This is a genomic window from Kitasatospora sp. NPDC094028 (assembly GCF_049543595.1).
In the GTDB taxonomy this organism is placed as follows: Bacteria; Actinomycetota; Actinomycetes; order Streptomycetales; family Streptomycetaceae; genus Kitasatospora.
The window spans coordinates 68,057-91,756 of sequence record NZ_JBMVFA010000025.1 but is presented as its reverse complement, the minus strand read 5'-3'; the positions used below and the strand labels follow the sequence as shown (position 1 = coordinate 91,756).

Annotated in this window: 19 protein-coding genes; 11 read left to right on the top strand and 8 right to left on the bottom strand. The window is 73.0% G+C overall.

Annotated elements, in window-relative coordinates:
* Nucleotides 1–33: 33 nt before the first annotated feature.
* Both ACPC54_RS29620 and ACPC54_RS29615 read right to left on the bottom strand, forming a co-directional pair.
* Nucleotides 34–930: an aldo/keto reductase gene (locus ACPC54_RS29620; protein WP_498969150.1), complete on the bottom strand. Its 897-nt coding sequence runs from the start codon at nucleotides 928–930 to the stop codon at nucleotides 34–36.
* Nucleotides 927–1,817, bottom strand: coding sequence for an NAD-dependent epimerase/dehydratase family protein (locus ACPC54_RS29615; protein ID WP_498969149.1), 891 nt, complete (start codon nucleotides 1,815–1,817; stop codon nucleotides 927–929). The genes ACPC54_RS29620 and ACPC54_RS29615 overlap by 4 nt, the downstream gene beginning before the upstream one ends.
* A gap of 109 nt (nucleotides 1,818–1,926) precedes the next feature.
* Between ACPC54_RS29615 and ACPC54_RS29610 the strand changes: the two genes are divergently transcribed.
* A complete protein-coding gene (locus ACPC54_RS29610) occupies nucleotides 1,927–2,850 on the top strand; it encodes a LysR family transcriptional regulator (protein WP_498969147.1) in 924 nt (307 codons plus the stop codon).
* 280 nt (nucleotides 2,851–3,130) lie between these two features.
* On the top strand, nucleotides 3,131–3,898 hold the full coding sequence (locus ACPC54_RS29605) for a hypothetical protein (RefSeq protein ID WP_498969146.1): 768 nt from the start codon (nucleotides 3,131–3,133) through the stop codon (nucleotides 3,896–3,898).
* Nucleotides 3,899–4,101: 203 nt separating this feature from the next.
* Here the strand turns inward: ACPC54_RS29605 and ACPC54_RS29600 are convergent, their stop codons facing one another.
* Complete coding sequence (locus tag ACPC54_RS29600; RefSeq protein WP_498969145.1) at nucleotides 4,102–4,329, bottom strand: hypothetical protein; 228 nt, start codon at nucleotides 4,327–4,329, stop codon at nucleotides 4,102–4,104.
* A 145-nt stretch (nucleotides 4,330–4,474) separates the two neighbouring features.
* Here ACPC54_RS29600 and ACPC54_RS29595 point away from each other — a divergent pair, with 145 nt between their 5' ends.
* Nucleotides 4,475–5,032: a hypothetical protein gene (locus tag ACPC54_RS29595; protein WP_498969144.1), complete on the top strand. Its 558-nt coding sequence runs from the start codon at nucleotides 4,475–4,477 to the stop codon at nucleotides 5,030–5,032.
* Between the two features lie 369 nt (nucleotides 5,033–5,401).
* Nucleotides 5,402–5,953 (top strand): SecY-interacting protein Syd, encoded by a 552-nt coding sequence (locus ACPC54_RS29590; RefSeq protein WP_498969142.1) that lies wholly within the window; start codon nucleotides 5,402–5,404, stop codon nucleotides 5,951–5,953.
* Between the two features lie 589 nt (nucleotides 5,954–6,542).
* Here the strand turns inward: ACPC54_RS29590 and ACPC54_RS29585 are convergent.
* Nucleotides 6,543–7,160, bottom strand: coding sequence for a hypothetical protein (locus ACPC54_RS29585; protein WP_498969141.1), 618 nt, complete (start codon nucleotides 7,158–7,160; stop codon nucleotides 6,543–6,545).
* A gap of 277 nt (nucleotides 7,161–7,437) precedes the next feature.
* Between ACPC54_RS29585 and ACPC54_RS29580 the strand changes: the two genes are divergently transcribed.
* A complete protein-coding gene (locus ACPC54_RS29580) occupies nucleotides 7,438–9,321 on the top strand; it encodes an acyl-CoA dehydrogenase family protein (RefSeq protein ID WP_498969139.1) in 1,884 nt (627 codons plus the stop codon).
* Nucleotides 9,322–9,392: 71 nt separating this feature from the next.
* Here ACPC54_RS29580 and ACPC54_RS29575 read toward each other — a convergent pair whose 3' ends face one another.
* Nucleotides 9,393–10,142: a FadR/GntR family transcriptional regulator gene (locus tag ACPC54_RS29575; RefSeq protein WP_498969138.1), complete on the bottom strand. Its 750-nt coding sequence runs from the start codon at nucleotides 10,140–10,142 to the stop codon at nucleotides 9,393–9,395.
* Nucleotides 10,143–10,357: 215 nt separating this feature from the next.
* On the opposite strand from ACPC54_RS29575, the gene ACPC54_RS29570 reads away from it, so the two are divergent.
* The 6 genes from ACPC54_RS29570 to ACPC54_RS29545 all read left to right on the top strand — a co-directional run bounded on the left by ACPC54_RS29570 (nucleotide 10,358) and on the right by ACPC54_RS29545 (nucleotide 18,028).
* Entirely contained in the window at nucleotides 10,358–11,938 is a 1,581-nt protein-coding gene (locus tag ACPC54_RS29570; protein ID WP_498969137.1) for an amino acid permease, read from the top strand.
* A complete protein-coding gene (locus ACPC54_RS29565) occupies nucleotides 11,935–13,293 on the top strand; it encodes a glutamine synthetase family protein (protein ID WP_498969135.1) in 1,359 nt (452 codons plus the stop codon). The genes ACPC54_RS29570 and ACPC54_RS29565 overlap by 4 nt, the downstream gene beginning before the upstream one ends.
* Nucleotides 13,290–14,018 (top strand): gamma-glutamyl-gamma-aminobutyrate hydrolase family protein, encoded by a 729-nt coding sequence (locus ACPC54_RS29560; RefSeq protein WP_498969133.1) that lies wholly within the window; start codon nucleotides 13,290–13,292, stop codon nucleotides 14,016–14,018. Before ACPC54_RS29565 ends, ACPC54_RS29560 begins: the two co-directional genes overlap by 4 nt.
* Nucleotides 14,015–15,388 (top strand): aldehyde dehydrogenase family protein, encoded by a 1,374-nt coding sequence (locus ACPC54_RS29555; RefSeq protein WP_498969131.1) that lies wholly within the window; start codon nucleotides 14,015–14,017, stop codon nucleotides 15,386–15,388. Before ACPC54_RS29560 ends, ACPC54_RS29555 begins: the two co-directional genes overlap by 4 nt.
* On the top strand, nucleotides 15,385–16,161 hold the full coding sequence (locus tag ACPC54_RS29550; RefSeq protein WP_498969130.1) for a 3-oxoacyl-ACP reductase: 777 nt from the start codon (nucleotides 15,385–15,387) through the stop codon (nucleotides 16,159–16,161). Before ACPC54_RS29555 ends, ACPC54_RS29550 begins: the two co-directional genes overlap by 4 nt.
* Before the next feature lie 196 nt (nucleotides 16,162–16,357).
* A complete protein-coding gene (locus ACPC54_RS29545; RefSeq protein ID WP_498969129.1) occupies nucleotides 16,358–18,028 on the top strand; it encodes a phospholipase D-like domain-containing protein in 1,671 nt (556 codons plus the stop codon).
* A gap of 172 nt (nucleotides 18,029–18,200) precedes the next feature.
* Here the strand turns inward: ACPC54_RS29545 and ACPC54_RS29540 are convergent, their stop codons facing one another.
* The 3 genes from ACPC54_RS29540 to ACPC54_RS29530 all read right to left on the bottom strand — a co-directional run bounded on the left by ACPC54_RS29540 (nucleotide 18,201) and on the right by ACPC54_RS29530 (nucleotide 23,682).
* On the bottom strand, nucleotides 18,201–20,438 hold the full coding sequence (locus ACPC54_RS29540) for a hypothetical protein (protein ID WP_498969128.1): 2,238 nt from the start codon (nucleotides 20,436–20,438) through the stop codon (nucleotides 18,201–18,203).
* Nucleotides 20,439–20,521: 83 nt separating this feature from the next.
* Entirely contained in the window at nucleotides 20,522–22,915 is a 2,394-nt protein-coding gene (locus tag ACPC54_RS29535; protein ID WP_498969127.1) for a hypothetical protein, read from the bottom strand.
* A gap of 227 nt (nucleotides 22,916–23,142) precedes the next feature.
* Nucleotides 23,143–23,682, bottom strand: coding sequence for a hypothetical protein (locus ACPC54_RS29530; RefSeq protein WP_498969125.1), 540 nt, complete (start codon nucleotides 23,680–23,682; stop codon nucleotides 23,143–23,145).
* Nucleotides 23,683–23,700 lie beyond the last annotated feature (18 nt).

Below are 23,700 nucleotides of genomic sequence, written 5' to 3'. Positions count from 1 at the left end.
CCCCCCCCCCCCCCCCCCCCCCCCCCCCCGCCCCTACAGGTGCAGTCCCGCCAACTCCTCCGCCGACAGCGCGAGGCCGGCCGCAGCCGCCGAGTCGCGGACGGAGGCGGGCCGGCGGGCCCCCGGGATCGGCAGGACGACCGGGGACTGCGCCAGGTGCCAGGCGAGGCAGACCTGCTGCGGGCTGACGCCCCGGGCGCGGGCCAGGGCGTGGAACGGGGTGCCCGTCGCGGGTTGGCGGCTGCCCAGGTCGTCGACGGCGCTGAGCGAGATGCCGCCGAGCGGGCTCCAGGGGAGGAAGGCCAGACCGAGTTCGGTGCACAGGTCGAGGGTGTCGCGGGCGGCGGTGTGCGCGGGGGAGAAGCGGTTCTGCACGGAGACCAGGCGCGCGCCGAGGATCTCCCGTGCGGTGCGGATCTGCGCGGGGTCGACGTTGGAGAGCCCGACCATCCGGATGGTGCCCGCGTCGGCCAGGTCGCGCAGCGCGCCGACCGAGTCGGCGAACGGGACGGCCGGGTCCGGCTTGTGCAACTGGTAGAGGTCGATCGCCTCGACGCCGAGCCGGGCGGCCGAGGCCTGGGCGGCGCGGCGCAGGTGGCGCGGGTCGCCGTCGACGGTCCAGCTGCCGTCCCCGGGGCGGCCCCGGCCGCCCTTGGTGGCCACCAGGACGCCGTCCGCGCCGCCGCCGTACGCGGCCAGCGCGCGGGCGACCAGCCGCTCGTTGTGGCCGACCTCGTCCGCGTGCCAGTGGTACGAGTCGGCGGTGTCGATCAGTGTCACGCCCGCGTCGAGGGCGGCGTGGACGGTGGTGATCGCCTGCTGCTCGTCGGGGCGGCCCTCGACGGACAGCGGCATCGCGCCGAGGCCGATGGCGCCGACCGCGCGGTCACCGATGCTGCGGGTGGGGGCGGTTGCCCGGGCGGCGGTCATGCGCGGACCTCCTCGACGGCCTGGGACAGCCAGTCGGTGACGGCGGAGAACCGGAAGCCCAGACGGGCCGCCCGGGAGGTGTCCATCGCGTAGCAGCGGTCGAAGGAGAACGGTGAGGGCGGCTCGCTCCCTTCGGCGGTGAGCCGGGGCTCGGTGCCGGTCACCCGGCCCACGGTTGCGCACAACTCCCGGACGTCCAGGGTTCCTCGGGAGGCCGCGTTGACCGGGCCGGTGAAGTCGGCCGATGCGGCCCAGGCCAGGAAGCGGGCGATCTCCGGCGCGTGGACGAAGGAGGCGGGCTGCGGCGCGGCGTGGACGGCCACCGGCAGGCCACGTCCGATCTGCTCCACGTAGTGGGCCAGCCGGCCGGTGAAGTCGGCGCCGCCGAGGACGTGCGCGGTCCGGACGGTGACCACGTCGAAGGGGGCCTGCCGGGTGAGCAGCGCCTCCGCCTGGCGCTTGCCCAGGGCGTAGTGGTCGGCTATGGCCTGCCTGTCGCCCCAGGGGAGTTGCAGGTCCACCGGCTCGGTCGACAGGTCGAGTGCCCCTTCCGTGAGCGGCGGACCGTCCGGCCGGCCGAGGTGGGCGTAGACCTCGACGGTGGAGGTGAGCACGTAGCGCGGGGTGCGGTCGGCGAACACCCGGGCGGCGAGGGCGGCCTGGACGGGAGTGAAGCAGACCTGGTCGACGACGGCGTCGAAGTGCCGGTCGCCGAGCGCGGCACGCAGCGCGGCCTCGTCGTCCCGGTCGGCGAGCAGGTGGGTCACGCCCTGCGGGGCGGGGGTCGAGCCGCGGTTGACGACGGTCACCGTGGCGCCCGCGTCACGGAGTTCCTCGATCAGCCGCCTGCCGAAGTAGCGGCTCCCGCCGATCACACACACGTCCATGCTCTCGATCCCTTCTCCTGGCTTCCGGTGGCTTCCGGTGGGACCAGCCTGTCGTGCCCCGGTCGTCAGCAGTAGTGTTGAGATCAAGAACGCATCATTAGGAGAACTGTTGATCGACGTCCAGCGGCTGGCGGTGCTGCGGGAGGTTTCCCGCCGGGGCAGCTTCAACCAGGCGGCCCTGGCGTTGCACTGCACCCCCTCGGCCGTCTCCCAGCAGATCGCCGCGCTGGAGCGCGGCCTGGGCGCGCCCGTGGTGGAGCGCTCCACCCGCGGGGTCACGCTCACCGACGCGGGCCGGCTGCTGGTGGAGGCCGCCGACGCGATCGCCGCCGAACTCGCCGACACCCAGCAGCGCATCACCCGGCTGACCGCCGAGCGGACCACCCTGACCGTCGCCACCTTCGCGAGCGGCGGACGACGGCTGCTGCCCTCGGCGCTCTCCGGCTTCGCCGCCGACCACCCGGAGGTCGAACTGACCGTCCTGGAGGCGGAACCGGAGGAGAGCCTGCCCGCCGTCCGCGAGGGGCGGGCCGACCTCGCCCTCGCCTACCACTTCGGCGGCTCGCCGCCGGCCAGGCCCGGCGACCGCTCCGGGCTGGACTGGACGCCGCTCGGCGAGGACCCGCTCCGGGTCGTACTGCTGAGCCGGCACCCCGCCGCGGCCCGCTACCGGGACCGTCCCGAGGCGCTGCACCTGGCCGAACTCGCCGACCAGCGCTGGATCCTGGGCTGCCACAAGTCCGCCGGCCAGCTCGCCCGCCACGCCGACCTGGCCGGCGTCGAGCTGCGGATCTCCTGCACCGTGACGGACTACGAGTTCGCCCAGTCGCTGGTCCGCGCCGGGATCGGCATCGCGCTGATCCCCGAGATCGGCCTCGCCCGGCACCCGGACCTGGTCGCGCTTCCGCTGGCCGAACCCGGCCCGCGCCGCGACCTGGGGCTGGCCCTCGCCCGCCGCCGCCGCGGCCGGATGGCGAGCCTGGCGGAGGAGTTGGCCTCCCGGCTCGTCGCGGGAGGGACCGGCGGGGACTGACTGCCGCCGGACAAATCGTAGGCCGGGGCGGGCCGGCGCGCGCGATGATGACGGCATGGACGCCGCATTCACCCTGGCCTGGCAACACGCCGCCGGCCGGGTGCTCCCCGAGGACCTGCCGATGGCCGCCGACGACCCGCGTCTCCGGGTCCGGCGGTGCTGAGCGGCGGAGCTGCCGGCCCCGTGGTCCGGTGGTGCCCCCACCTGCGCTAGTCTCCCGCAAATGCCAAGCATGGATCGATCTTTCGTTCGACACCGGCGGGGCGCGACGATCGTGGGCATGGTCCTCGGTCTCGTCGCGCTCGCCGGTTGCCGTTCAGGTGGTACCGCTCCGACTCCGGCCGGAGCGGCGTCCCAGCCCGCCGGCGCCACGAGCAGTGCGGCGCCGGCGGCTTCCGCACCGGTCGCGGCGAGCTCGGCGGCGAGCCCCACGGCCGCGCCGCTGTCCTTCCGCTACCACGCGCTCGGCAAGCAGGAGTTCATCGACCAGACCCTGTCCATCAACAACGGCGGACGGACGAGCGTGGCGCCCACCCTGGCGATCTCCGCCGTGGACGGCAGCGGGAAGGACCTGCCCGACGTACGGGTCACGACCGCGTACGGGAGTGACCACGGAGGCCTCGTCGTCCAACCCGGCGGGGGCTTCGACGTCCTGGCCTTCAGCGGAGCCGGAGCCGACCAGGTCGCCGATGTCCGGGTGACGGTCAAGGAGCTGGCCCCGGCGGACCTGCGGGCCGACGCGGCCCTCGTCGAGGCCCAGCCGGCGGATGCCGACGGTCAGCCCTTGACCAAGTTCGACGCCTTCGACCAGGTCGTCCTGAAGAACCCGAACGACACGGCGGTGTCGGTCCGGGTCGTCTACCTGGTCTATGACGAGCCGCGACCCGGCAGGTCGCAGCAGGTGGTCGAGGCGGTCCCGATCGGTGGGCTGACCGCGGTCCCGGCCGGGGGCACCGCTTCCGTGGCCGTGTCGGGCGACGCCAAGGCGGCCGTGCGGAAGTTCGCGCACGGTCCGGCCGTCAGCGTCAAGACCTACTTCTCCCGGTAGCCGGTCGTCGGCAGCCGGGGACCGGCGGCCGCCAGCCGGCCGTCCTCCGGTCGCGGGGGGGGGGGGCGGGGGGGGCCGCCCCCTTACAACCCCTCGCGCCCCGGGGGGGGGGGGGCCCGCCCGCGGGCCCCCCCCCCCGCCGCGCCCCCCCCCCCCCCCCCCCCCCGCCGGCCGCCCCGCCCCCCCCCCCCCCCCCCGGCCGCTCAGCGGGCGGGCTCGGGGAACACGTCGCCGATCGCGGCCCGCGCGCCCTCGGCCAGCGCCTCGCGCAGGACGGGGATGAAGTCGCCGCGTTCGGTGTCGGTCAGCCAGGGGTCCATCGTGCAGGAGACCAGGTAGCTGATCGGGGTCCCGCCCGGATCGGCGTGGATGCCGAGCCGGCCGGCGACCCGCCGCAGGTACGCCCCGGCCAACCACCGCCAGCGGGGCACGCCCACGAGCCCCGCCCGAGTGAGCCCGTGCCGCGGCTTCCGGCGCCGGGCACACCGCCGGCACCGGGTGATGCTCCGCCCGGTGAACGCGATGATCATCCCCGGCTAGGCTCTCGCCAGAGCGCAGCCATCACGAGAGGTAGACATGGGCCAGAAGATCATCCGGTTCTCGGACCTGACCGGAACGCACGTGGAGAACGAGGACGACCTGGTGCGCATCGTGGTGCGCCGGCACCCCGACCTGGAGGACGGCCCGGTCGAGATCGAGGCGCTCGGCAGTGAGCTGGCGGCGGTGGAGGCGCTGGCGCTCGACCTGGTGACCGTCGAGCTGCACTACCCCGACGCCGACGAGCCGGAGACGGTCGTGCTGGAGGCCGAGGCCTTCAACCGGCTGGCCTCCGCCACCCCGATGCCGGAGGTGCTGCGCGGCGCCAGGAAGGTGGCCCGCACCGTCCCCGGCCAGGCAGCGGTGCCGGCCGGCGCCAAGGAACGCGTCAACTACGCCAGCCTGGAGCACGCCGGCAGGCCGCACAAGGGCCGCACCACCGACGCCGAGAAGCAGCTCGTGCAGCAGCACCTGGACGAGGTCAACGAGCGGCTCGCCGCCGAGGGCGTCCGGACGATCGAGCTGAGCAACGCCGAGCACGTGGCCCGGTACGGTCTGGAAGCCCTGGCCCGGGAGCGCGGCGTGACGCTCGGCTGACGCCGATTCCCGCGAGGCCGACCCGGGCGGTCGAGGCGGCGGCACCCCTGGGCGGTCCGCGCCCGGCGGCCCCTCGCGCCCGGTGACCCGGCCGGCAGGTCACCGGGCGCGTCGGGCACCGGCGAACGGCCCGGGCCGCCGTCGCCGAGCTCGATCTCGCAGTGGTAAGAGCCGAAAAGGGCGGGGATGTGGGCAGGTAGGACCGGAGTTCCTGCTGGGTGAGGTTGTTCGCGGTGTCGAAGGGCGGCGCGAGGAAGGAGTGCCGGCTCCAGTTGGCCTTACCGGCGAAGGACGGTGGACTCGCTGTCGCACCGGCCCGATAGCGTTTGCGGCTGGCGTGAGGACCGCACCATTGACAGGAGTCAGAACTTGACCGGGAACGACACACGGACCAGGCTCGGTGCCTTGCTTCTCGACGGCCTGTGGCCCGGCCTGGACCAAGTCGGCCTGAACGTCGTGGAATACGACCCCGAATGGTCATCCCCCTGCCAGATGGGGGCGCCCACCCCGGACGGCATGATCCGGTGGAAGCCCGTGCCGATGGAACAGGCTCCGGATTTTGCCGAGCTTGAGAGTGCACTCGCCGAGATCGGCACGACGTTGCATCCGGATGTGCTCGCGCTCTACGGCACCTTCTGGTGCGGCGTGGTGGACGGGTTGGAGCACTCCGGGGAGCCGGTGACGCTGTGCACCCTGTGGAACGAGGACGAACTGCGGCGTACGGTGCGTGGCCTGGCCGAACACGCGCGCCGCCAGGCGGCGGAGTTCGGCGGTGACATCACCTTCCCCGTCGCCAGCACCTGTTCCGACCTGTTCTTCGTCCTCGACAATGCGACCGGCAGGATCCTGCTCCAGGAAGTCGGCCATCCGGGCGGTCGGCTGGTCGCGCCATCGCTGGCACAGTTCCTGGCGGAGCTGTAACAGGGTTCACCGCGAGCCGTCCGATACGGGTGGGCCCTCGTATTCCGAGACCGCAGATATGATGCGCGTCACTCTCCGGGTGCTCCGGGCCGGGCATGCGTGATCATGATCGGAATGGACTCTCGTTTTCTTGGCATCCCCGAGCTGGCCGAAACCCCGTCCGTGCCTGATCGCTGGTGAGGTCCGCTTCTCGCCAGACGAGAGCCGGCATCCGGTCGGGTGTGCGGCATCACTTGCAGTGCCTGGAGGCGTCGTTCGAACTCCGGCCGGTGCCGGGGTGTGGGGGAACGGCAGCCCGGGACCGGGTGACCGCGCCGGTGGCGCGGGGTTCGAAGCCCGTACGAGGGCGGCGTGGAAGCGGTTGAACGACGCCCTCGTACGGGAGTTGGGGTGCCGGCCAGGGGCTCGGCGGGCGCTCGTGGGTGTGGCCCGCCGTCAGGGCGGGCGTGACTCGGCGCGCGGTGAAGGGAGTTGACACCGGTTCTCTCGTGGGGAGGAGGCCGATCGTCTCTCCATGGATGTGAAATATAACATGACAATGTGAAATTGCACGAGGGGCACGGGCACGCGCACGCCCCGTCCGAGTGGGTCAGCGGAGCAGCGCGAAGGTCAGCGCGGCGGTGCCGCCCAGGGCCGTCCCGGCGAGGATCTGGGCGACGGTGTGGGCCTTGAGGACGAGGCGGGACCAGCCGATCGCGCCTGCGGCGAGTGCGGCGGGCAGCAGCGGGGGGCCGAAGGCGAGCAGCAGGATCATGACCGTCCCGCCGGCCACCGAGTTGTGGATGGAGATCTGCCAGCCGATGGTGACCAGCAGCGAGGAGACGAGCCCGACGAGCATCGCGACCACGAGTGCGGAGACGTCGGCCGGTGCGCCCAGGGTGTACAGCAGGGTGATGCCGGCGGCCACGGAGGCCAGGCTGAGGGCCATCGGGACGACCCGCTGCCGCCGTATTCGGATGTGCTTGTCGGTGAGCCCGCCGCGCTTCACCCCGAGCAGGACGATGCCGATGGGGATGACGCCGCAGAACAGGGCGGCGAGCAGCCCCCACCCGAGCCCGGCCCAGGAGCCGGTGCTGTGCCAGCCGACGAGCAGGAGGAGCGCGATCACCAGGTTGGCGGGTGCCAGGACGTCCGTGATGATCCTGGCGGTCTTCTGCACGGGCGTGGACTCGGCGAACGCGGGCGGTGCGGGCGGGGTGAACGTCACGAGGGGGCTCCGGGGCGGACGGTCGGCCGCCCACGGCGGGCCCGGGCGGCGGCGGTTGTGCGGTCGGAGGATCGTAGTCGTCCACCCGGGACGGCCCGGCGGCGGGGTGGCCCCGGCCGGGAGGCCCCGCCTCCACCGGTGCCGCCAGGCGGGTGGCGTGTGCCGGTGATCACACGCACCCGGCCGTGACCAAGGACGGGGTCGGTCGCTTAGAACTGACATGACTACGACTCCCGGTCGCCTGGCTCCGCGTGAATCCGCCTACTGCTTAGCTTCTTTGACGCTGCGTCCGCTCCAGCCCGAGTCCGACCCCGAGCCCGACCCCGACCCGGACCCCGACCCCGAGCCCGAGCCCGCCGCCGGGGCGGTGGCGGCCGAGCTGACCCGGCTGCTCTTCGCCGCGGACGAGGGCTCGGGGCACCGCGCGTGGCGGGCGCTGGCCGCCGACCCGGCCCTGCGCCCGCGGACCGGGGACGGCACCGTCGAGCGGATCGGCGACGCCTACCGGCGGCTGCGGCTGCTCAACGACCGTGTGGACGCCGCCGCGCTCGCCGCCGACCCCGCCCGGCTGGCGGCGCTGCACGAGTGGACCGGCGCCGTCGACGGAGCGCTCACCGTGCTCACCGGGATCCACTACAACCTCTTCCTCGGCAGCCTGCTCGACCACGACGTCGACTTCATACACCCGCTCGACGGTTACCTCCGGATGGACCGCGTCGGCACCTTCCTCTGCACCGAACTCGGCCACGGCAACGACGCCACCGCGCTGGAGACCGTCGCCGACTACGACCGGACCGACCGTACCTTCACCCTGCACACGCCCAACCCCGGTGCCCAGAAGTTCATGCCCAACACCAGTGCGGTCGGCGGCCCCAAATCCGCCGTGGTCGCCGCGCGCCTGCGCGTCGACGGGCGCGACCACGGCGTCTTCCTCTTCCGCACCCCGCTCACCGACGAGAACGGACCGCTTCCCGGCGTCACCGTCCGCGCCCTGCCGGTGCGGCCCGGAAGCCCGGTCGACCACTGCCTCACCTCCTTCGACCACGTGACCCTGCCGCACGGTGCCCTGCTCACCGGCGCGCACGGCCGGCTCGCCGACGACGGCACGTTCACCAGCGCGTTCGGCAGCCGCCGGAAGCGGTTCCTCACCGCGATCGGCCGGGTCACCGCGGGCAAGCTCTGCATGAGTGCCAGCGCCACCGGCGGCGCCCGGGCGGTCCTGGCCACCGCGGTCCGTTACGCCCACCACCGTGAGATCTCGGGCGTCCGGCCGGACCGGCGCCGCCCGCTGTGGAGCCTGCGCACCCACCACGGCCCGCTGCTCGCCGGCCTCGCCACCGTCTACGCGATGACGGCGCTGCACCGCATGGCCGTCACCCGGTGGACCGGGCACGACCCGGCCGATTCCGCGGACCGGGAGGCCGCCGAGCGGCAGGTGGCCATCGCCAAGGGCTGGACGACCTGGCAGGCGCGCAGCCTCGTCATCGAGGCCCGGGAGCGTTGCGGCGCCCAGGGGCTGCTGCCGGTGAACGGGATCATCGAGGCCGCCGCCGACATCGAGGGCACCATCACGGCCGAGGGGGACAATCTCGCACTGTGGGCCAAAGCCGGGGCGGAACTGCTGCTGGAAGCCGAGGCGGACGAGCCCGGCCGGGACGGCGGCGAAGCGGCCCGCCCGGGCGGATCCGCCGACCTGGCCGACCCGGCGGCCCGGCAGGCGCTGCTGCGGACGGCGGGGCGGCTGCGGCTGGCCCGCGCCAGGACCCGGCTGCGCGAGGTGCCCGCCAGGGACGGCATGCGCCGCTGGAACTCCGCCGCCCCGGACGCGCTCGCCGCCGTCACCGCCCGGGCCGAGTGCGACGCGGCGGCGGCCCTGCTGGCCTGGACGGACGCCGCCGCCGAGCCCGGGGCCCGGGCCGTGCTGCTCGACCTGCACCGCCTGTTCACCCTGGAGCGGATCACCGCTCACGCGACGACGCTGCTCGCCGCCGGTGAGCTGACGGCGGAGCAGGCCGGGGCGCTTCCCGACCTGCAGGAACGATCGGTCGCACGCCTGGCCGAACACGGCCGCACGCTGGTGGACGCCTTCGACCTGCCCGAGGCGCTCCTCGGCAGCCGCCCCATCGCCACCGCGCGCTACCAGGACGCCTTCGTCTCATGAACCGCTCGGCCCGGCCCCCGCGCGCCCGGCCCCCGTTCGGCCCGGCCCCCGCGTCCCGGCGCCTGGGGGCCTCAGGCCAGGAAGCCCCGCAGCAGGGCGGCCGTCCCGGCGAGGTGTTCCTCGGTGGCGCGGCGGGCGGCGTCGCCGTCGCCGTCGAGGATGGCCCGGACCATCGCGCGGTGCTGCTCGGCGGCGTGCGCGATGTTCCGGTCCACCATGGGGATCGCGTTGAGGAGGTCGTTGAGGCGCATCCTGGCCTCGGCGATGGCCGTGGCGAGGGTGGGGGAGCCGGTGAGCTCGCCGATGGCGAGGTGGAAGCGCGAGTCGAGCTGGCGGTACTGCTCCGGCGGCGCCTCCTCCAGCTCGGCCAGCCGGCTCTCCAGGTGGGCCTGCTGGTCGGGGGAGAGGGGGCGGCGGGCGGCCGCTTCGGCGGCGCCGACCTCCAGCACCTGGCGGTAGGTCAGCGCGTCCTCCAGCGCGCCACCCAGGTCGCGGGCCGCGCGGCGCAGGTCGGCGACGTCCGGCGCGGGCATCCGGTAGGTGACGAAGGTGCCGCCGTAGCGGCCGCGGCGGGGTTCGACGCAGCCGGCCTGCTGCAGCGTGCGGAGCGCCTCGCGCAGGGTCTCCCGGCTGACGCCGAGCCGGGCGGCGAGGTCCCGTTCGGCGGGCAGCCGGTCGCCGAGCCCGAAGACGCCGAGCTTGATCGCCTGGAGCAGCCGCTCGACGGTCTCCTCGAAGGCGTTGCCGGTCCGGACCGGGCGGAAGATCGCCCCGGCCCGCCAGTCGAGCCGCGCTCGGTCGAGTGTCTCGTCCACGTCCACGCCGGAATCGTACCTATGAACAGGTTTCCCGCACGCGTTCCCGCCGGGCTCTTGACGGGGCCCCGGCCAAGCCGGAACGATGCTGCTCACCCACCCCAATGGTCTGTTTCCGGGCCATTGAAAGAGCCGTCCGACCGTCGAACCGGCCGGGGGAACCGCGCCACGCCGTCGTGGCCGGGGGCTCCCCGGCACACCCTCAACCCCCAGGGGTGCCCATGACCGACGCACGCTCACCCGACCACCCTGCCCCCGACGTGTTTCCGGCGACAGCCTCCCCCGTTTCCGGCGCCCCCGTTTCCGCCGACGAACAGCGGCTCCGCGAGCTGGGCTATACCCAGGAACTGGCCCGTTCGATGTCGGGCTTCTCCAACTTCGCCGTCTCCTTCTCCATCGTGTCCATCCTCTCCGGCTGCCTGACCCTGTACGGAACGGGGATGAAGACCGGAGGCCCGGCCCTGATCGTCTGGGGCTGGCCGGTGGTGGGCCTGCTCACGCTGTGCGTCGGGCTCGCGATGGCCGAGATCTGTTCCAGCTACCCGACCGCCGGCGGCCTCTACTACTGGTCCGCCACCCTGACCCGCAGCCGCGGCCCGGCCTGGAGCTGGTTCACCGGCTGGTTCAACTTCCTCGGCCAGGTCGCGGTGACCGCCAGCGTCGACTACGGCGCCGCCTTCTTCACCAACGCCTTCCTCACGCTCCGCTTCGGCGTCGAGGCCAGCCCCGCGCACACCATGGAGATCTTCGCCGTCATCCTGGCCGTGCACGGCCTGCTCAACACCCTGGGGGTGCGCCTGGTCGCGGTCCTCAACAGCGTGTCCGTGTGGTGGCACCTGGTCGGCGTCGCGGTCATCGTCGGCGCGCTCGCCTTCCTCCCCGACCGGCACGCCTCCGTCTCCTTCGTCCTCACCGAGTTCGTCAACCGGACCGGGTTCCACAGCCAGTTCTACGTCGCACTGCTCGGCCTGCTGATGGCCCAGTACACCCTCACCGGCTACGACGCCTCCGCCCACATGACCGAGGAGACCCACGACGCCGCCCGCTCCGGCCCGCGCGGCATCGTCAACGCCATCACCGTCTCCCTGGTGGCGGGCTGGATCCTGCTGCTCGGCATCACCTTCGCGATCCGCGACTACGACGGCGCGCTCAACAGCGACACGGACGTCCCGCCCGCGCAGATCTTCATCGACGCGATAGGCCCCGGCGGCGCCCAGTTCCTCCTGCTCATCGTGATCGGCGCCCAGTTCTTCTGCGGCATGGCCTCCGTCACAGCCAACTCCCGCATGATCTACGCCTTCTCCCGGGACGGCGCGCTCCCCGGCTCCCGCCTGTGGCACCGCATCGACCCGCGCACCCAGACCCCGACCAGCGCGGTCTGGCTGGCGACCGGCGGCGCACTGCTGCTCGGCCTGCCCGCGCTCTGGAACGAGACCACCTACACCGCCGTGACCTCCATCTCCGTCATCGGCCTCTACATCTCCTACGTCATCCCGGTCTTCCTGCGGCTGCGCCAGGGCGAGGCCTTCCCGCGCGGCCCCTGGCACCTGGGCCGGTGGAGCCGGCCGATCGGCGTCGTCGCGGTCGGCTGGACCGCGGTGATCACCGTCCTGTTCATGCTCCCCACGGCCAGCCCGATCACCGCCGAGAGCTTCAACTACACCCCCGTCGCCGTGGCCGTCGTCGTCGGCTTCGCCGGAATCTGGTGGCTGGCCTCCGCCCGGCACTGGTTCACCGGGCCCCACGTCCACGGCACACCGCCGGAACCCGACGCACACGACACCGAACTGGAGGTCCGATGACCAGCCCCCGGCTCACCCTCGACGCACTGCGGGCCCGCGTCGCAGACGGGTCCGTCGACACCGTCGTGCTCGCCATGACCGACATGCAGGGCCGCCTCCAGGGCAAGCGCGTCGCCGCCGAGTACTTCCTGGCCGACGTCGTCCCCGGCTCCGCGGAGGGCTGCGGCTACCTGCTGGCCGTGGACGTCGACATGGACACCGTCGACGGGTACGAGGTCTCCTCCTGGGAGGGAGGCTACGGCGACCTGGTGCTGCGCCCCGACCTCGCCACCCTGCGGTCCGTCCCCTGGCACCCAGCCACGGTCATGGTCCAGTGCGACGTCACCCACCACGACGGCACACCGGTCGCCGTCTCCCCGCGCCAGATCCTGCAGCGCCAGCTGGACCGGCTCGCCGGCTACGGCTGGCAGGCCCACGCCGCCACCGAGCTGGAGTTCATCGTCTTCCGGGACAGCTACGAACAGGCCTGGGACAAGGACTACACCCGGCTCACCCCGGCCAACCAGTACAACGTGGACTACTCCATCCTCGGCACCGGCCGGATCGAGCCCCTGCTGCGCAGGCTCCGCAACGACATGGCCGGCGCCGGCCTCACCGTCGAGTCCGCCAAGGGCGAGTGCAACCTCGGCCAGCACGAGATCGCCTTCAAGTACGCCGACGCCCTCACCACCTGCGACAACCACGCCGTCTACAAGACCGGCGCCAAGGAGATCGCCGCCCAGGAGGGCTGCAGCCTCACGTTCATGGCGAAGTACGACGAACGCGAGGGCAACTCCTGCCACATCCACCTGAGCCTGCGCGACGAGCAGGGCGCCCCGGTGTTCGCCGGCGACCGGCCGCACGGCTTCTCCCGCACCATGGAACACTTCCTCGCCGGGCAGCTCGCCTGCCTGGCCGACTTCGCCCTGCTGCTCGCGCCCACCGTCAACTCCTACAAGCGCTACGTGCCCGGCAGCTTCGCGCCCACCGCCATCGCCTGGGGCCGCGACAACCGCACCTGCGCCCTGCGCGTGGTCGGCCACGGCCCCTCGCTGCGCTTCGAGAACCGCGTCCCCGGCGGCGACGTCAACCCGTACCTCGCGGTCGCCGCCCTGATCGCGGCCGGACTGCACGGCATCGAGCAACAGCTCGAACTCGAACCGGAGTTCACCGGCAACGCGTACGCCTCCGCCGCCCCCCGGGTGCCCGCGGACCTGCGCGACGCGGTCGACGCCTTCGAGCGCAGCACCGTCGCCGCCGAGGCCTTCGGCAAGGACGTCGTCCGGCACTACGCCCACGCCGGACGCACCGAACTCGCCTCCTACCGGCGGGCGGTGACCGACTGGGAGCGGCGCCGCGGATTCGAGCGGCTGTGACCGGCCACGACCGCCGACCCCCGCTGATCGGCATCACCAGCTACCAGGACGACGCCGCCTGGTCCGTCTGGAACCAGCGCGCCGCCCTGGTGCCCCAGACGTACGTCGACGCCGTCGTCCGCGCGGGCGGCACCCCGGTGCTGCTGCCACCGCAACCCGGCGGGGCCGGCCACCTGCTCGACGCCCTGGACGGGCTCGTCCTCGCCGGCGGACCGGACATCGACCCGGCCCGGTACGCGGCCGCCGCCGATCCGCGCACCGGCCCGCCCCACCACGCCCGCGACGACTGGGAGAGCCTGCTCCTCGGCGCCGCCCTCGCCCGGGACCTGCCGGTGCTCGGCGTCTGCCGCGGCATGCAGCTGCTCAACGTCGAACTCGGCGGCACCCTCCGCCAGCACCTGCCGGACGGGAGCCACCAGACCGTCCCCGCCCGCTTCGTCCGCCACCGGGTCGGCCTGGTGGACGGCAGCCGGCTCGCCGCCGTCCTCGGGCCGGCCGCCGAGGTCTCCTGCTACCACCACCAGGCCGTCGACCGCCTCGGCACCGGCCTGCGGGCCACCGCCTGGAGCACGGACGGCATCGTCGAAGCGCTCGAACTACCCGGCCGCCGCTTCGCGTTGGGCGTCCAGTGGCACCCCGAGACCGACCCCGACGACGGCCGCCTCCTGCACGCCCTGATCACCGCCGGCCGGACCACCACCACGCACAGGGAGACCGCCCCATGACCGAACCGGACCTCCACGAGGTCGTCAACCCCGCCACCGAGGAGGTGATCACCACCGTCGAACTGGCCGGCCTCGCCGAGACCGACGCCGCCGTCGCCCGCGCCAAGGCCGCCTTCGACACCTGGCGCCGGGTGGCACCCGCCGACCGGGCCCGGCTGCTGCGCTCCTTCGCCGCCGCCGTCGACGCCGACCGGGAGCACCTGGCCGCCCTGGAGGTCGCCAACGCCGGCCACACCATCGGCAACGCGCGCTGGGAGGCGGGCAACGCGCGGGACGTCATCGAGTACTACGCCGCCGCGCCCGAGCGGCTGTTCGGCCGGCAGATCCCCGTCGCCGGCGGCATCGACGTCACCTTCCAGGAGCCGATCGGCGTCGTCGGGGTCATCGTGCCGTGGAACTTCCCGATGCCGATCGCCGCCTGGGCGCTGGCCCCGGCGCTGGCCGCCGGCAACACCGTCATCGTCAAACCGGCCGAACTCACTCCGCTCACCGCGCTGCGCCTCGGCGAACTCGCCCTCCGGGCCGGGATCCCGGAGGGTGTGCTGCAGATCCTGCCCGGACGCGGCCCGGTCGTCGGGCAGCGCTTCGTCACCCACCCCGACGTGCGCAAGGTGGTGTTCACCGGCTCGACCCGGGTCGGCAAGGAGATCATGGCGGGCTGCGCGGCCCAGGTGAAGCCCGTCACCCTCGAACTCGGCGGCAAGAGCGCCAACATCGTCTTCGCCGACGCGGATCTCGCCAAAGCCGCCGCGACGGCCCCCTACGCCGTCTTCGACAACGCCGGCCAGGACTGCTGCGCCCGCTCCCGGATCCTGGTCGAGGCCTCGGTGTTCGAGGACTTCATGGCCCTGCTGGAGCCCGCCGTCCGCGGCGTGCGGGTCGGCGACCCGGCCGACGAGAAGACCGAGATGGGCCCGCTGATCTCGGCCGCCCACCGGGCGCGGGTCGCCTCCTACGTCCCGGACGGGGCCGCGGTCGCCGTCCGCGGCAGTGCCCCGGACGGGCCCGGCTTCTGGTTCCCGCCGACCGTGCTCGCACCCGTGCGGCACGACGACCGGGCCTTCACCGAGGAGGTCTTCGGCCCGGTCGTCGCGGTCGTCCCGTTCCGCGACGAACAGGACGCGCTGCGCATCGCCAACGCCACCGAGTACGGACTGTCCGGCTCGATCTGGACCAGGGACGTCGGGCGGGCGCTGCGCGTCTCGCGCGGCGTCGACGCCGGCAACCTCTCCGTCAACTCGCACTCCTCGGTGCGCTACACCACGCCGTTCGGCGGCTTCAAGCAGTCCGGCCTGGGCCGGGAGCTCGGCCCGGACGCCCTCGACGCCTTCACCCAGACCAAGAACGTCTTCATCTCCACGGAGGAATGATCAGCATGACCCAGCGACTCGACGGCCGGGTGGCCGTCATCACCGGCGCGGGCAGCGGCATCGGCCTGGCGACCGCCCGCCGGTTCGCCGCCGAGGGCGCGAAGGTGGTCTGCGTCGACCTCGACGCGGAGACCGGCGCCAAGGCCGCGAACGAGGTCGGCGGCCTGTTCATCGAGGCCGACGTCACCGACGAGCAGGCGGTGCGCGCGCTGTTCCAGCGGGCCGTCGACGAGTACGGGCGGCTCGACATCGCCTTCAACAACGCGGGCATCTCCCCGCCGGACGACGACTCCATCCTCACCACCGGCCTGGACGCCTGGAAGCGGGTCCAGGAGGTCAACCTCACCAGCGTCTACCTGTGCTGCAAGTACGCGATCCCGCACATGCAGCGCCAGGGCAAGGGCTCGATCATCAACACCGCCTCGTTCGTCGCGGTGATGGGCGCGGCCACCTCGCAGATCTCCTACAGCGCCTCCAAGGGCGGCGTGCTGGCGATGTCCCGCGAGCTGGGCGTGCAGTTCGCCCGGGAGGGCATCCGGGTCAACGCGCTCTGCCCCGGGCCGGTGAACACCCCGCTGCTGCAGGAGCTGTTCGCCAAGGACCCGGAGCGGGCCGCCCGTCGACTGGTCCACATCCCGCTCGGCCGGTTCGCCGAGCCCGAGGAGATCGCGGCCGCGGTGGCGTTCCTCGCGTCCGACGACTCGTCGTTCATGACCGCCAACACCTTCCTGGTCGACGGCGGAATCTCCGGAGCCTACGTGACGCCGCAGTAGCGGCTGCCGGCCCCGGAGGACACCGACGGCTCGCCCGCCCCCGCGCCGGGGCGGGCGAGCCGTCCGCGTCGAGGCGGCGGACCGGCGCCAAGGGGGCGGCCCTGGCGGATTGCTGACCAAACATCAAGTTACTTTAAGGTAATATTACCTTGTCGTCCGGGTGAACAGCCCCCGGCCCCTTCTGAAGGACTCGTCCGTGCTCGATCCCCAGCCCCGCCGTTCCGGCCGCCGTCTCGCCGGTTCCGCGCTGGCCCTCGCCGCCACCGCCGTCTGCGCACTGCCGGCCGCCCCCGCGTTCGCCGACCCGGCTCCCGTGCCCGCTCCGGTCGCCGCCCCGGCCGGCACCACCCCGCACCTCGATGCCGTCGAGCAGGCACTGCGTCAGGTCTCGCCCGGCCTGGAGGGGACGGTGTGGCAGCGGACGGCGGGCAACCGGCTCGACGCGCCGGCCGACGACCCGGGCGGCTGGCTGCTGCAGACCCCCGGCTGCTGGGGCGACCCCTCCTGCACCGAGCGCACCGGCACGCGCCGCCTGCTCGACAAGATGCGCGACACCATCGCGCACGCCACCCGCACCGTCGACATCTCGACCCTCGCGCCGTTCCCGGACGGCGCGTTCCAGGACGCCGTCGTGGACGGCCTCAAGGCCTCGGTGGCGGCCGGGAACCGGCCGCACGTGCGGATCCTGGCCGGGGCCGCGCCGCTGTTGAACATCACCGCGCTCCCGTCCAAGTACCGCGACGAGCTGGTGGCCGAACTCGGTGGTGCCTCGGGCAGCGTCACCATCGAGGTCGCCGCGATGACCACCGCCAGGACCGCGTTCTCCTGGAACCACTCCAAGCTGCTGGTCGTCGACGGGCAGAGCGTCATCACCGGCGGCATCAACAACTGGAAGAGCGACTACCTCGACACCGCGCACCCGGTCACCGACGTCGACCTCGCGCTGAACGGCCCGGCCGCCGCCTCCGCCGGCGCCTACCTGGACACCCTGTGGGACTGGACCTGCCGCAACACCGGGACGTTCTCCGCCGCGTGGTTCGCCTCCACCAACGGCGCCGGCTGCACCCCCGACCTGGAACGGCGCCTCAACCCCCCGGCCGACAAGGTGCCCGCCACCGGTGACCTGCCGGTGATCGCGGTCGGCGGCCTGGGCGTCGGGATCCGCGGCACCGACCCCGCGTCCGGCTACCGTCCGGCTCCCGTGCCCGCCATCGGCGACACCAAGTGCGGCCCGATCGGCCTGCACGACAACACCAACGGTGACCGCGACTACGAGACGGTCAACCCGGAGGAGAACGCCCTGCGCGCGCTGATCGCCGGCGCCGACAGCCGCATCGACATCTCCCAGCAGGACGTGACCGGCACCTGCCCGCCGATGCCCCGCTACGACGCGCGGCTCCTCGACCTGCTCGCGGCCAAGCTCGCGGGCGGCGTGAAGGTCCGCATCGTGGTCAGCGACCCCGCCAACCGCGGCGCGGTCGGCAGCGGCGGCTACTCGCAGATCAAGTCCGTGAACGAGATCAGCGACATCCTCGCCGCCCGCCTCACCGCCCGCCTCGGCAACCCGGCGGACGCGAGGACGGCGATGTGCCGCAACCTCCAGCTCGCCCCGTTCCGCGCCGCCCCCACCTCGACCTGGGCCGACGGGCACCCGTACGCACTGCACCACAAGGTGGTCTCGGTCGACGGATCCGCGTTCTTCATCGGTTCGAAGAACCTCTACCCGGCCTGGCTGCAGGACTTCGGCTACATCGTCGAGAACCGCACCGCCGCGGCGCAGCTCGACGACCAGCTGCTCGCCCCGCAGTGGCAGTACTCGCAGGCGGCCGCCACCTTCGACTACAGCCGCGGCATCTGCCAGGGCTGACGCCGCACCCTCGACGTCCGGCGGGTTTGTCCCCGTCGAACGGGGACAGCCTCGCGGTGACGCCGGTGCCCGGCCCGCTCGCGGTGAGCGGGCCGGGCACCGGCGCGTCGAGGAAAGGCCCCGCCGGCTCGCACCGGGCGGGAAGGCGGGGCCGGAAGGCGGGGCGGGAACGTCAGCGGCGGACGGCCGCCGCGGGCAGGGTCCGTTCCCGGTCGGGCGCGGTGAAGAGCACCGGGGAGGTGCTCGCGGGCACGGTGCCGGCCTGGAGGGCCAGGCCGCCGGTGACGGCGTACATGGCCTCGTCGAAGGCCTGGCCGTTGGTCGGGGCCTTGCCGACTGCGAAGATCGCCACCGCCCTGCCGTTCACCACCGAGGTGGAGAGGTAGTCACCGACCATGCTGCCCTGCGTGGTCGAGGCGATCTGGGCGAGCGACATCGGGCCGGCCACGGTCTGCGCGGTGCTCCAGGTGGCCCCGCCGTTGGTGGAGGAGATGAAGCCGACCTCCAACTGGCAGGTCGTGGCCGTGCAGTTGGCGTTCGGGTAGAAGTAGTAGTAGAGGCCGAGCCTTGCGGTGGCGCCGGAAGTGGCGTGGTCGACGCCGAAGCCCGGGATGAAGTGGTCGACGCCGCTGTTCGTCGCGTCGATCGGTACCCGGGTGACCGCGGACCACGTGCTGCCGTCGGTCGTGGTCGCGTACACGATGTCATTGGCCGGGCAGCCGGAGCGGAAGCGGCAGTCCTGCCAGGAGACGTACACCTTCCCGCTCGCGTCGATCTCGGCGGAGGGCAGGCCCTCCCCGTCGCGCAGGTTGCCCGCGACGGCGTGCGAGGAGACGGTGGAGACCAGGACGGTGGAGCCCCAGGAGCCGCCGCCGTTGGTGGAGGTGAAGGAGCGGATCGAACTGCCGTTGGTCGAGAACGGGACCACCACGGTGCCGTTGGGCTGCACGAGCGGCTGGCCGCCGAGGCCGGTGTTGGTGCCGCCCGGGCTGAGCGGGCTGGACCAGGTCGCGCCGCCGTCGTGCGAGGTCGACATGATCACCCGGTTGGACGAGGAGGTGATGTCGACCTCGATGTAGCAGTTCCCGTAGTACGGGCTGGTGGTGGAGTTGTCGCAGACGATCCACTCCTTGTCGTAGCCCTGGCCGTCGTTGCCGACCGCGAGCACCGGGTTCTGCCAGGTCAGCCCGTCCGCGGAGCGGCTGACGCTCACGCCGGCGCCGTTGACCGCGGAGTCGATCACCAGGCCGGTGATCATCCAGGTGCCGTGCTTGGCGTCGTAGGCGACCGAGGGGTCGGAGACCCGGGCCCAACTACCGCCGCCCTGGTAGGTGGTGACACCGGGCAGCATGCCGTGCTGCCAGGTCGTACCGCCGTCGGTGGAGGTGTTCCAGCTGATGTCGGAGGAGCCGCCGTCGGTGAACCGGCCGACCTGGGAGGAGGAGACGATGGTGCTGCCGTAGGCGAAGGTGTCCGGCTCCAGCTCGGTGGCGTGCTGGCTGGTGGAGTTGGTGAACGGGTCCGTGCTCACCTGCACCAGACTCGACCCGCCGGCGTCGACCGTGAGCGTGTAGGTCGCGGCGTGAGTGGCGGAGGCGCCCGTGCCGGTGACCGTGATCGGGAAGGTGCCGGCGGGGGTGGTCGCGGTGGTGGAGACGGTCAGCGCGGAGGAGCCGCCGGCCGTCACCGTGGCGGGGCTGAACGCGGCCGTGGCCCCCGCGGGCAGGCCGCTCGCCGACAGCGCCACCGACTGGGCGGACCCGGAGGTGACGGCCGTGGAGACGGTCGTGGTCGCGGCCGCTCCGACGGCCACCGTCCCGGAGGCCGGGCTGTCGGTGATCGAGAAGTCGTTGGCGGAGGTGCCGGTGACCTGCACGTCGTCGTAGAGCGTGGACGTGGCGTCCCCGGGCCAGTTGTCGTCCTGGTTGCTCAGCGTCAGAGTGTACGAGTGACCGGCCGTCAGGGCGCTGGTGACCTGCTGCCAGCCGGCGCCGTTGGTGCAGGTCCTGGGCAGGACGGTGCTGGTGGTGCCCGCGGTGGTGTCCTGGAGCGTGGCGGTGGCCCAGTCGTAGCTGACGGTGTCCGGGCAGGTCACGTCGTACCAGAACGACAGGGCCGGGCTGCCGGCCGGGGCGGTGAAGGACTGGCTGATCGAGGACAGGCCGTTGGTGGGGGAGGTGCTGCCGAGCAGTGCGGCGTACGTTCCGCCGTGCGGGCCGGTGGTGGTGACGGAGGTGGTGCCGGCCGCGGTCCAGCCGGTGAGCGTGCCGGTCTCGAAGTCGCCGTTGGTGATCGCGGTGGCGGCCCCGGCCGGGGCCGCCGTCCAGGCCGCACCGGCGAGGGCGAGGGCCGCCGAGGCGAGGGCGGCGAGCGGGCGCCGCCAGACGGGTGCTGTGCGTGGGTGTCGCATCCGAACTCCTTCGGGTGGGCGGACGGACGAGGGCGGGTCGCGGTGCGGGGCTACCGCGGCCCGCCCGGGTCGGTGCGTGCGGGTCAGGACAGGGTGACGTCGTCGAACTCGGTGGAGGTGGCGTCGCCCGACCAGTTGTCGTCGTGGTTGGTCAGGGTGAGCGTGTAGGAGTGGCCGGGCGTGACGGCCGCGGTCTTCTGGACCCAGCCGGAGTTGGCGACGCAGGTCTTGGCGAGGACGGTGGTCGTGGTGTTGGTGGTGGTGTCGGTCAGGGTGGCGGTGGCCCAGTCGTAGGTGACGGTGTCCGGGCAGGCCGTGCTGTACCAGAAGGACAGGCTGCTGGTGCCGGTCGGCGCGGTGAAGGTCTGCGCGATCGAGGAGTCGCCGTTGGTGGGCGAGGTCGAGCCGAGCAGGGCCGCGTACGTGCCGCTGTGCGGGGTGGCGGTGGTGACGCCGGTGGCGGCGCCGGTGGCCGTCCAGCCGGTGAGGGCGCCGGTCTCGAAGCCGCCGTTGGTGATGCCGCCGCCGCCCGTGGCGCCGGTCACGGTCAGGCTGTAGGAGGCGGTGTGGGTGGCGGAGGCGCCGGTGCCGGTCACCGTGATCGGGTAGCTGCCGGCCGGGGTGGCGGCCGTGGTGGTGAGGGTCAGGGTGGAGCCGGCGCCGGAGGTGACGGAGGCCGGGCTGAAGGTGGCGGTGGCGCCGCTGGGCAGGCCGGAGGCGGTCAGGTCGACGGTCTGGGCGGTGCCCGCGGTGGTGGCGGTGGAGACGGTGCTGGTCGTGGCGGAGCCGGCGGCGACGCTGCCGGAGGCGGGGTTGAGCGCGAGCGAGAAGTCGTTGGCCGTCGTGCCGCCGCAGCCGGGCAGGGTGAAGGAGGAGAGTCGGGTGGCCCAGTTGAAGCTGCCGTTCGCGGGCTCGTACTCGTCGGTGTACCAGAAGGTGCAGTCGTCGACGGGGTCGATCGCCATCGAGGTGTAGTCGCCCCAGCGGCTGTAGCCGGTCTGGGAGCCGGCGCCGGTGAGGGCGGTGGTCTCGGACTGGGTCATGCTGCCGAGCGGGTCGGCGGCGAGGCGGCCGGTGTAGCGGATCGACGGGTGGGTGCCGGAGGAGGACTGGGAGTAGCCGAGGGCGGTGTTGCCGGACTTGTCCTGGGCGATCGAGCCCATCCAGCGGTAGCTCGTGTCCGGGGCGTAGGTGCCCTGCTGGTAGACGGTCGGGTTGCCGCCCGAGAGACGGAACTCGTACCACCGGGCGCCGACCGAAGTCCCGGCGGTCACCGAGTGGTTGACGACCAGCGCCTCGTGGTCGCCGTAGTTGCGGTAGGCGAGGCGGAACATCAGCCGGTCGGAGAGGGAGTCGAGCTGCTGGGTGGTGCCGCCCTGCGGGATGCAGGTGCCGGAGCTGCCGCAGGCGGTGGTGTAGGACGCGACGGTGAGCGAAGTCGGTCCGGTGAAGCTGGAGTTGGCCGGGGTCGCCCAGTCGACGTGGAACTTCCAGTAGGCCAGTGAGGTGTTGGTGGTGCCGAGGCCCATCAGGGTGGCCGGCTCGCCGGCGGGCGGGGCGGTGGCGCCGTCCAGGTCGGAGGCGAGCAGCCCGCCGTACGAGGAGGAGGTGGTGTAGCACTGCTGGGTGGCGGCGGCGCCGGTCAGCATGTTCGCCCGGTTCATCGCGCAGACCTGGGCGTTCAGGAACGACCCGGCCGGGGTGAACATGTTGTAGGTGACGTAGTAGCCGTCCGGCCAGACCGAGAGCTTCGGGTAGTCCGGGAAGTTGGCGAACTGGTACGCGTACCGGTTGTACGTGCCGGTGGCGTCCGCCGAGGTGGAGACGGCCATGCACTCGAAGTACGGGCCGGAGGTGGAGGAGACGTTGGCGAACTGGGTGACCACCCAGCGGTTCGCCATGGTGTCCCAACGGACCACCGCGTCACCGTCGTTGGTGGACTGGCAGTAACCGCCGAAGCCGGACCACAGGGTGCTGGTGTTGGTCGGCGCGAGCAGGGTGGCGCCCGTCTTGGAGTAGACGGCGTAGGCGGTGTTGACGGTCTCGACGATCTGGGTCGAGCCGACCGCGGCGTTCGGGTCCGGCGGCACGCCGGTCACCGAGTAGGTGGCCGAGCCGATGCCGTCGAAGCTCGTGCCGGTGGCCGGGACGGACGGGCCCCCGGGCGTGCCCTGCACCACCGGATCGGGGATGTGCGCGGCCGGCGGGTGGGGCAGCCGCTCCTCGTGGTCCTTGGCCTTGTGCTTGGGGCCGGGCGCGACCGTCGAGGCGGCGGCGAGGTCGCGCAGTGGGGCGGAGGTGTCGTGGTGGACGGCGGCGCCCGAGTCGGCGGACTGCTGGGCGGTGGCGGCCGGTTGGACGGGCGGCGCGGCGGGGGCCGCGTGGGCGGGGGAGGCGCCGAGCCAGAGCCCGGGCAGGGCGGTCAGGACGGCCGCGAGCGCGGCGGCCCGTCCTCGCCGCAGGAGGGAGCGTGACACTGAACATCCTTTCGACAGTCGGGCGTCGCCCGACAGTTGAGGGGTGAAGGACGTTCACGCAGATGTGCGCGCGTGTTCGCAACTCGGAAGTGTGGCCCCGGACATGACATCGCACAAGATGTGCGACCAAAACGCGTGCGACGAGAAAGGTCGTCATCCGGGGCACCGGCGTGGAACACGTCCGGACATCGAGGCGGCGAGGACGGTCGGCCCCGGCGGGGCCGGTGCTACGGCTCCGCACGGCGCAGGAACTGCCAGCCCAGTACGGCCAGGGCGAGCGTCTGCGCGAGCGAGGCGAGCACGAGCGGGGGCCGAACGGTGGGGGAGCACCAGAACGCGGCCGTGCAGACCATGGGCAGGACCAGGAACGTGAACAGGTCCACCGCGGTCTGCAGCCGCTTGCGCAGGGTGCGGCCCGCCACGGTGCGGTGGTAGACCTCCCAGCCGAACACCGGGCCACGGGCGGAGGTGAGTTCCCCCAGGCGCGGTCCCAGCCGGTCGCGGACGTAGCAGCCGATCGCCGAGATCTTCTCGTCGTTGACCAGGTAGGTCCAGCCCAGGATCAGGCAGATCGCGGGGACGGAGAGCAGCAGCCGGGACTGCCCGCTCTGGACGGCGACCGCCACGACCGCGGTGGCCGCGGCGAGCGTGAAGTAGAGCAGGTTGTCGCGGAACCCGATGCGGGTCTTCTGTTCCTCCTTGAGGCAGTCGTACTCGGCCAGCAGGATCTTGCTCTCGGTGACGTCGTCCGTGGAAGTCACAGGCATCCCCATGTTCGAGTCCGG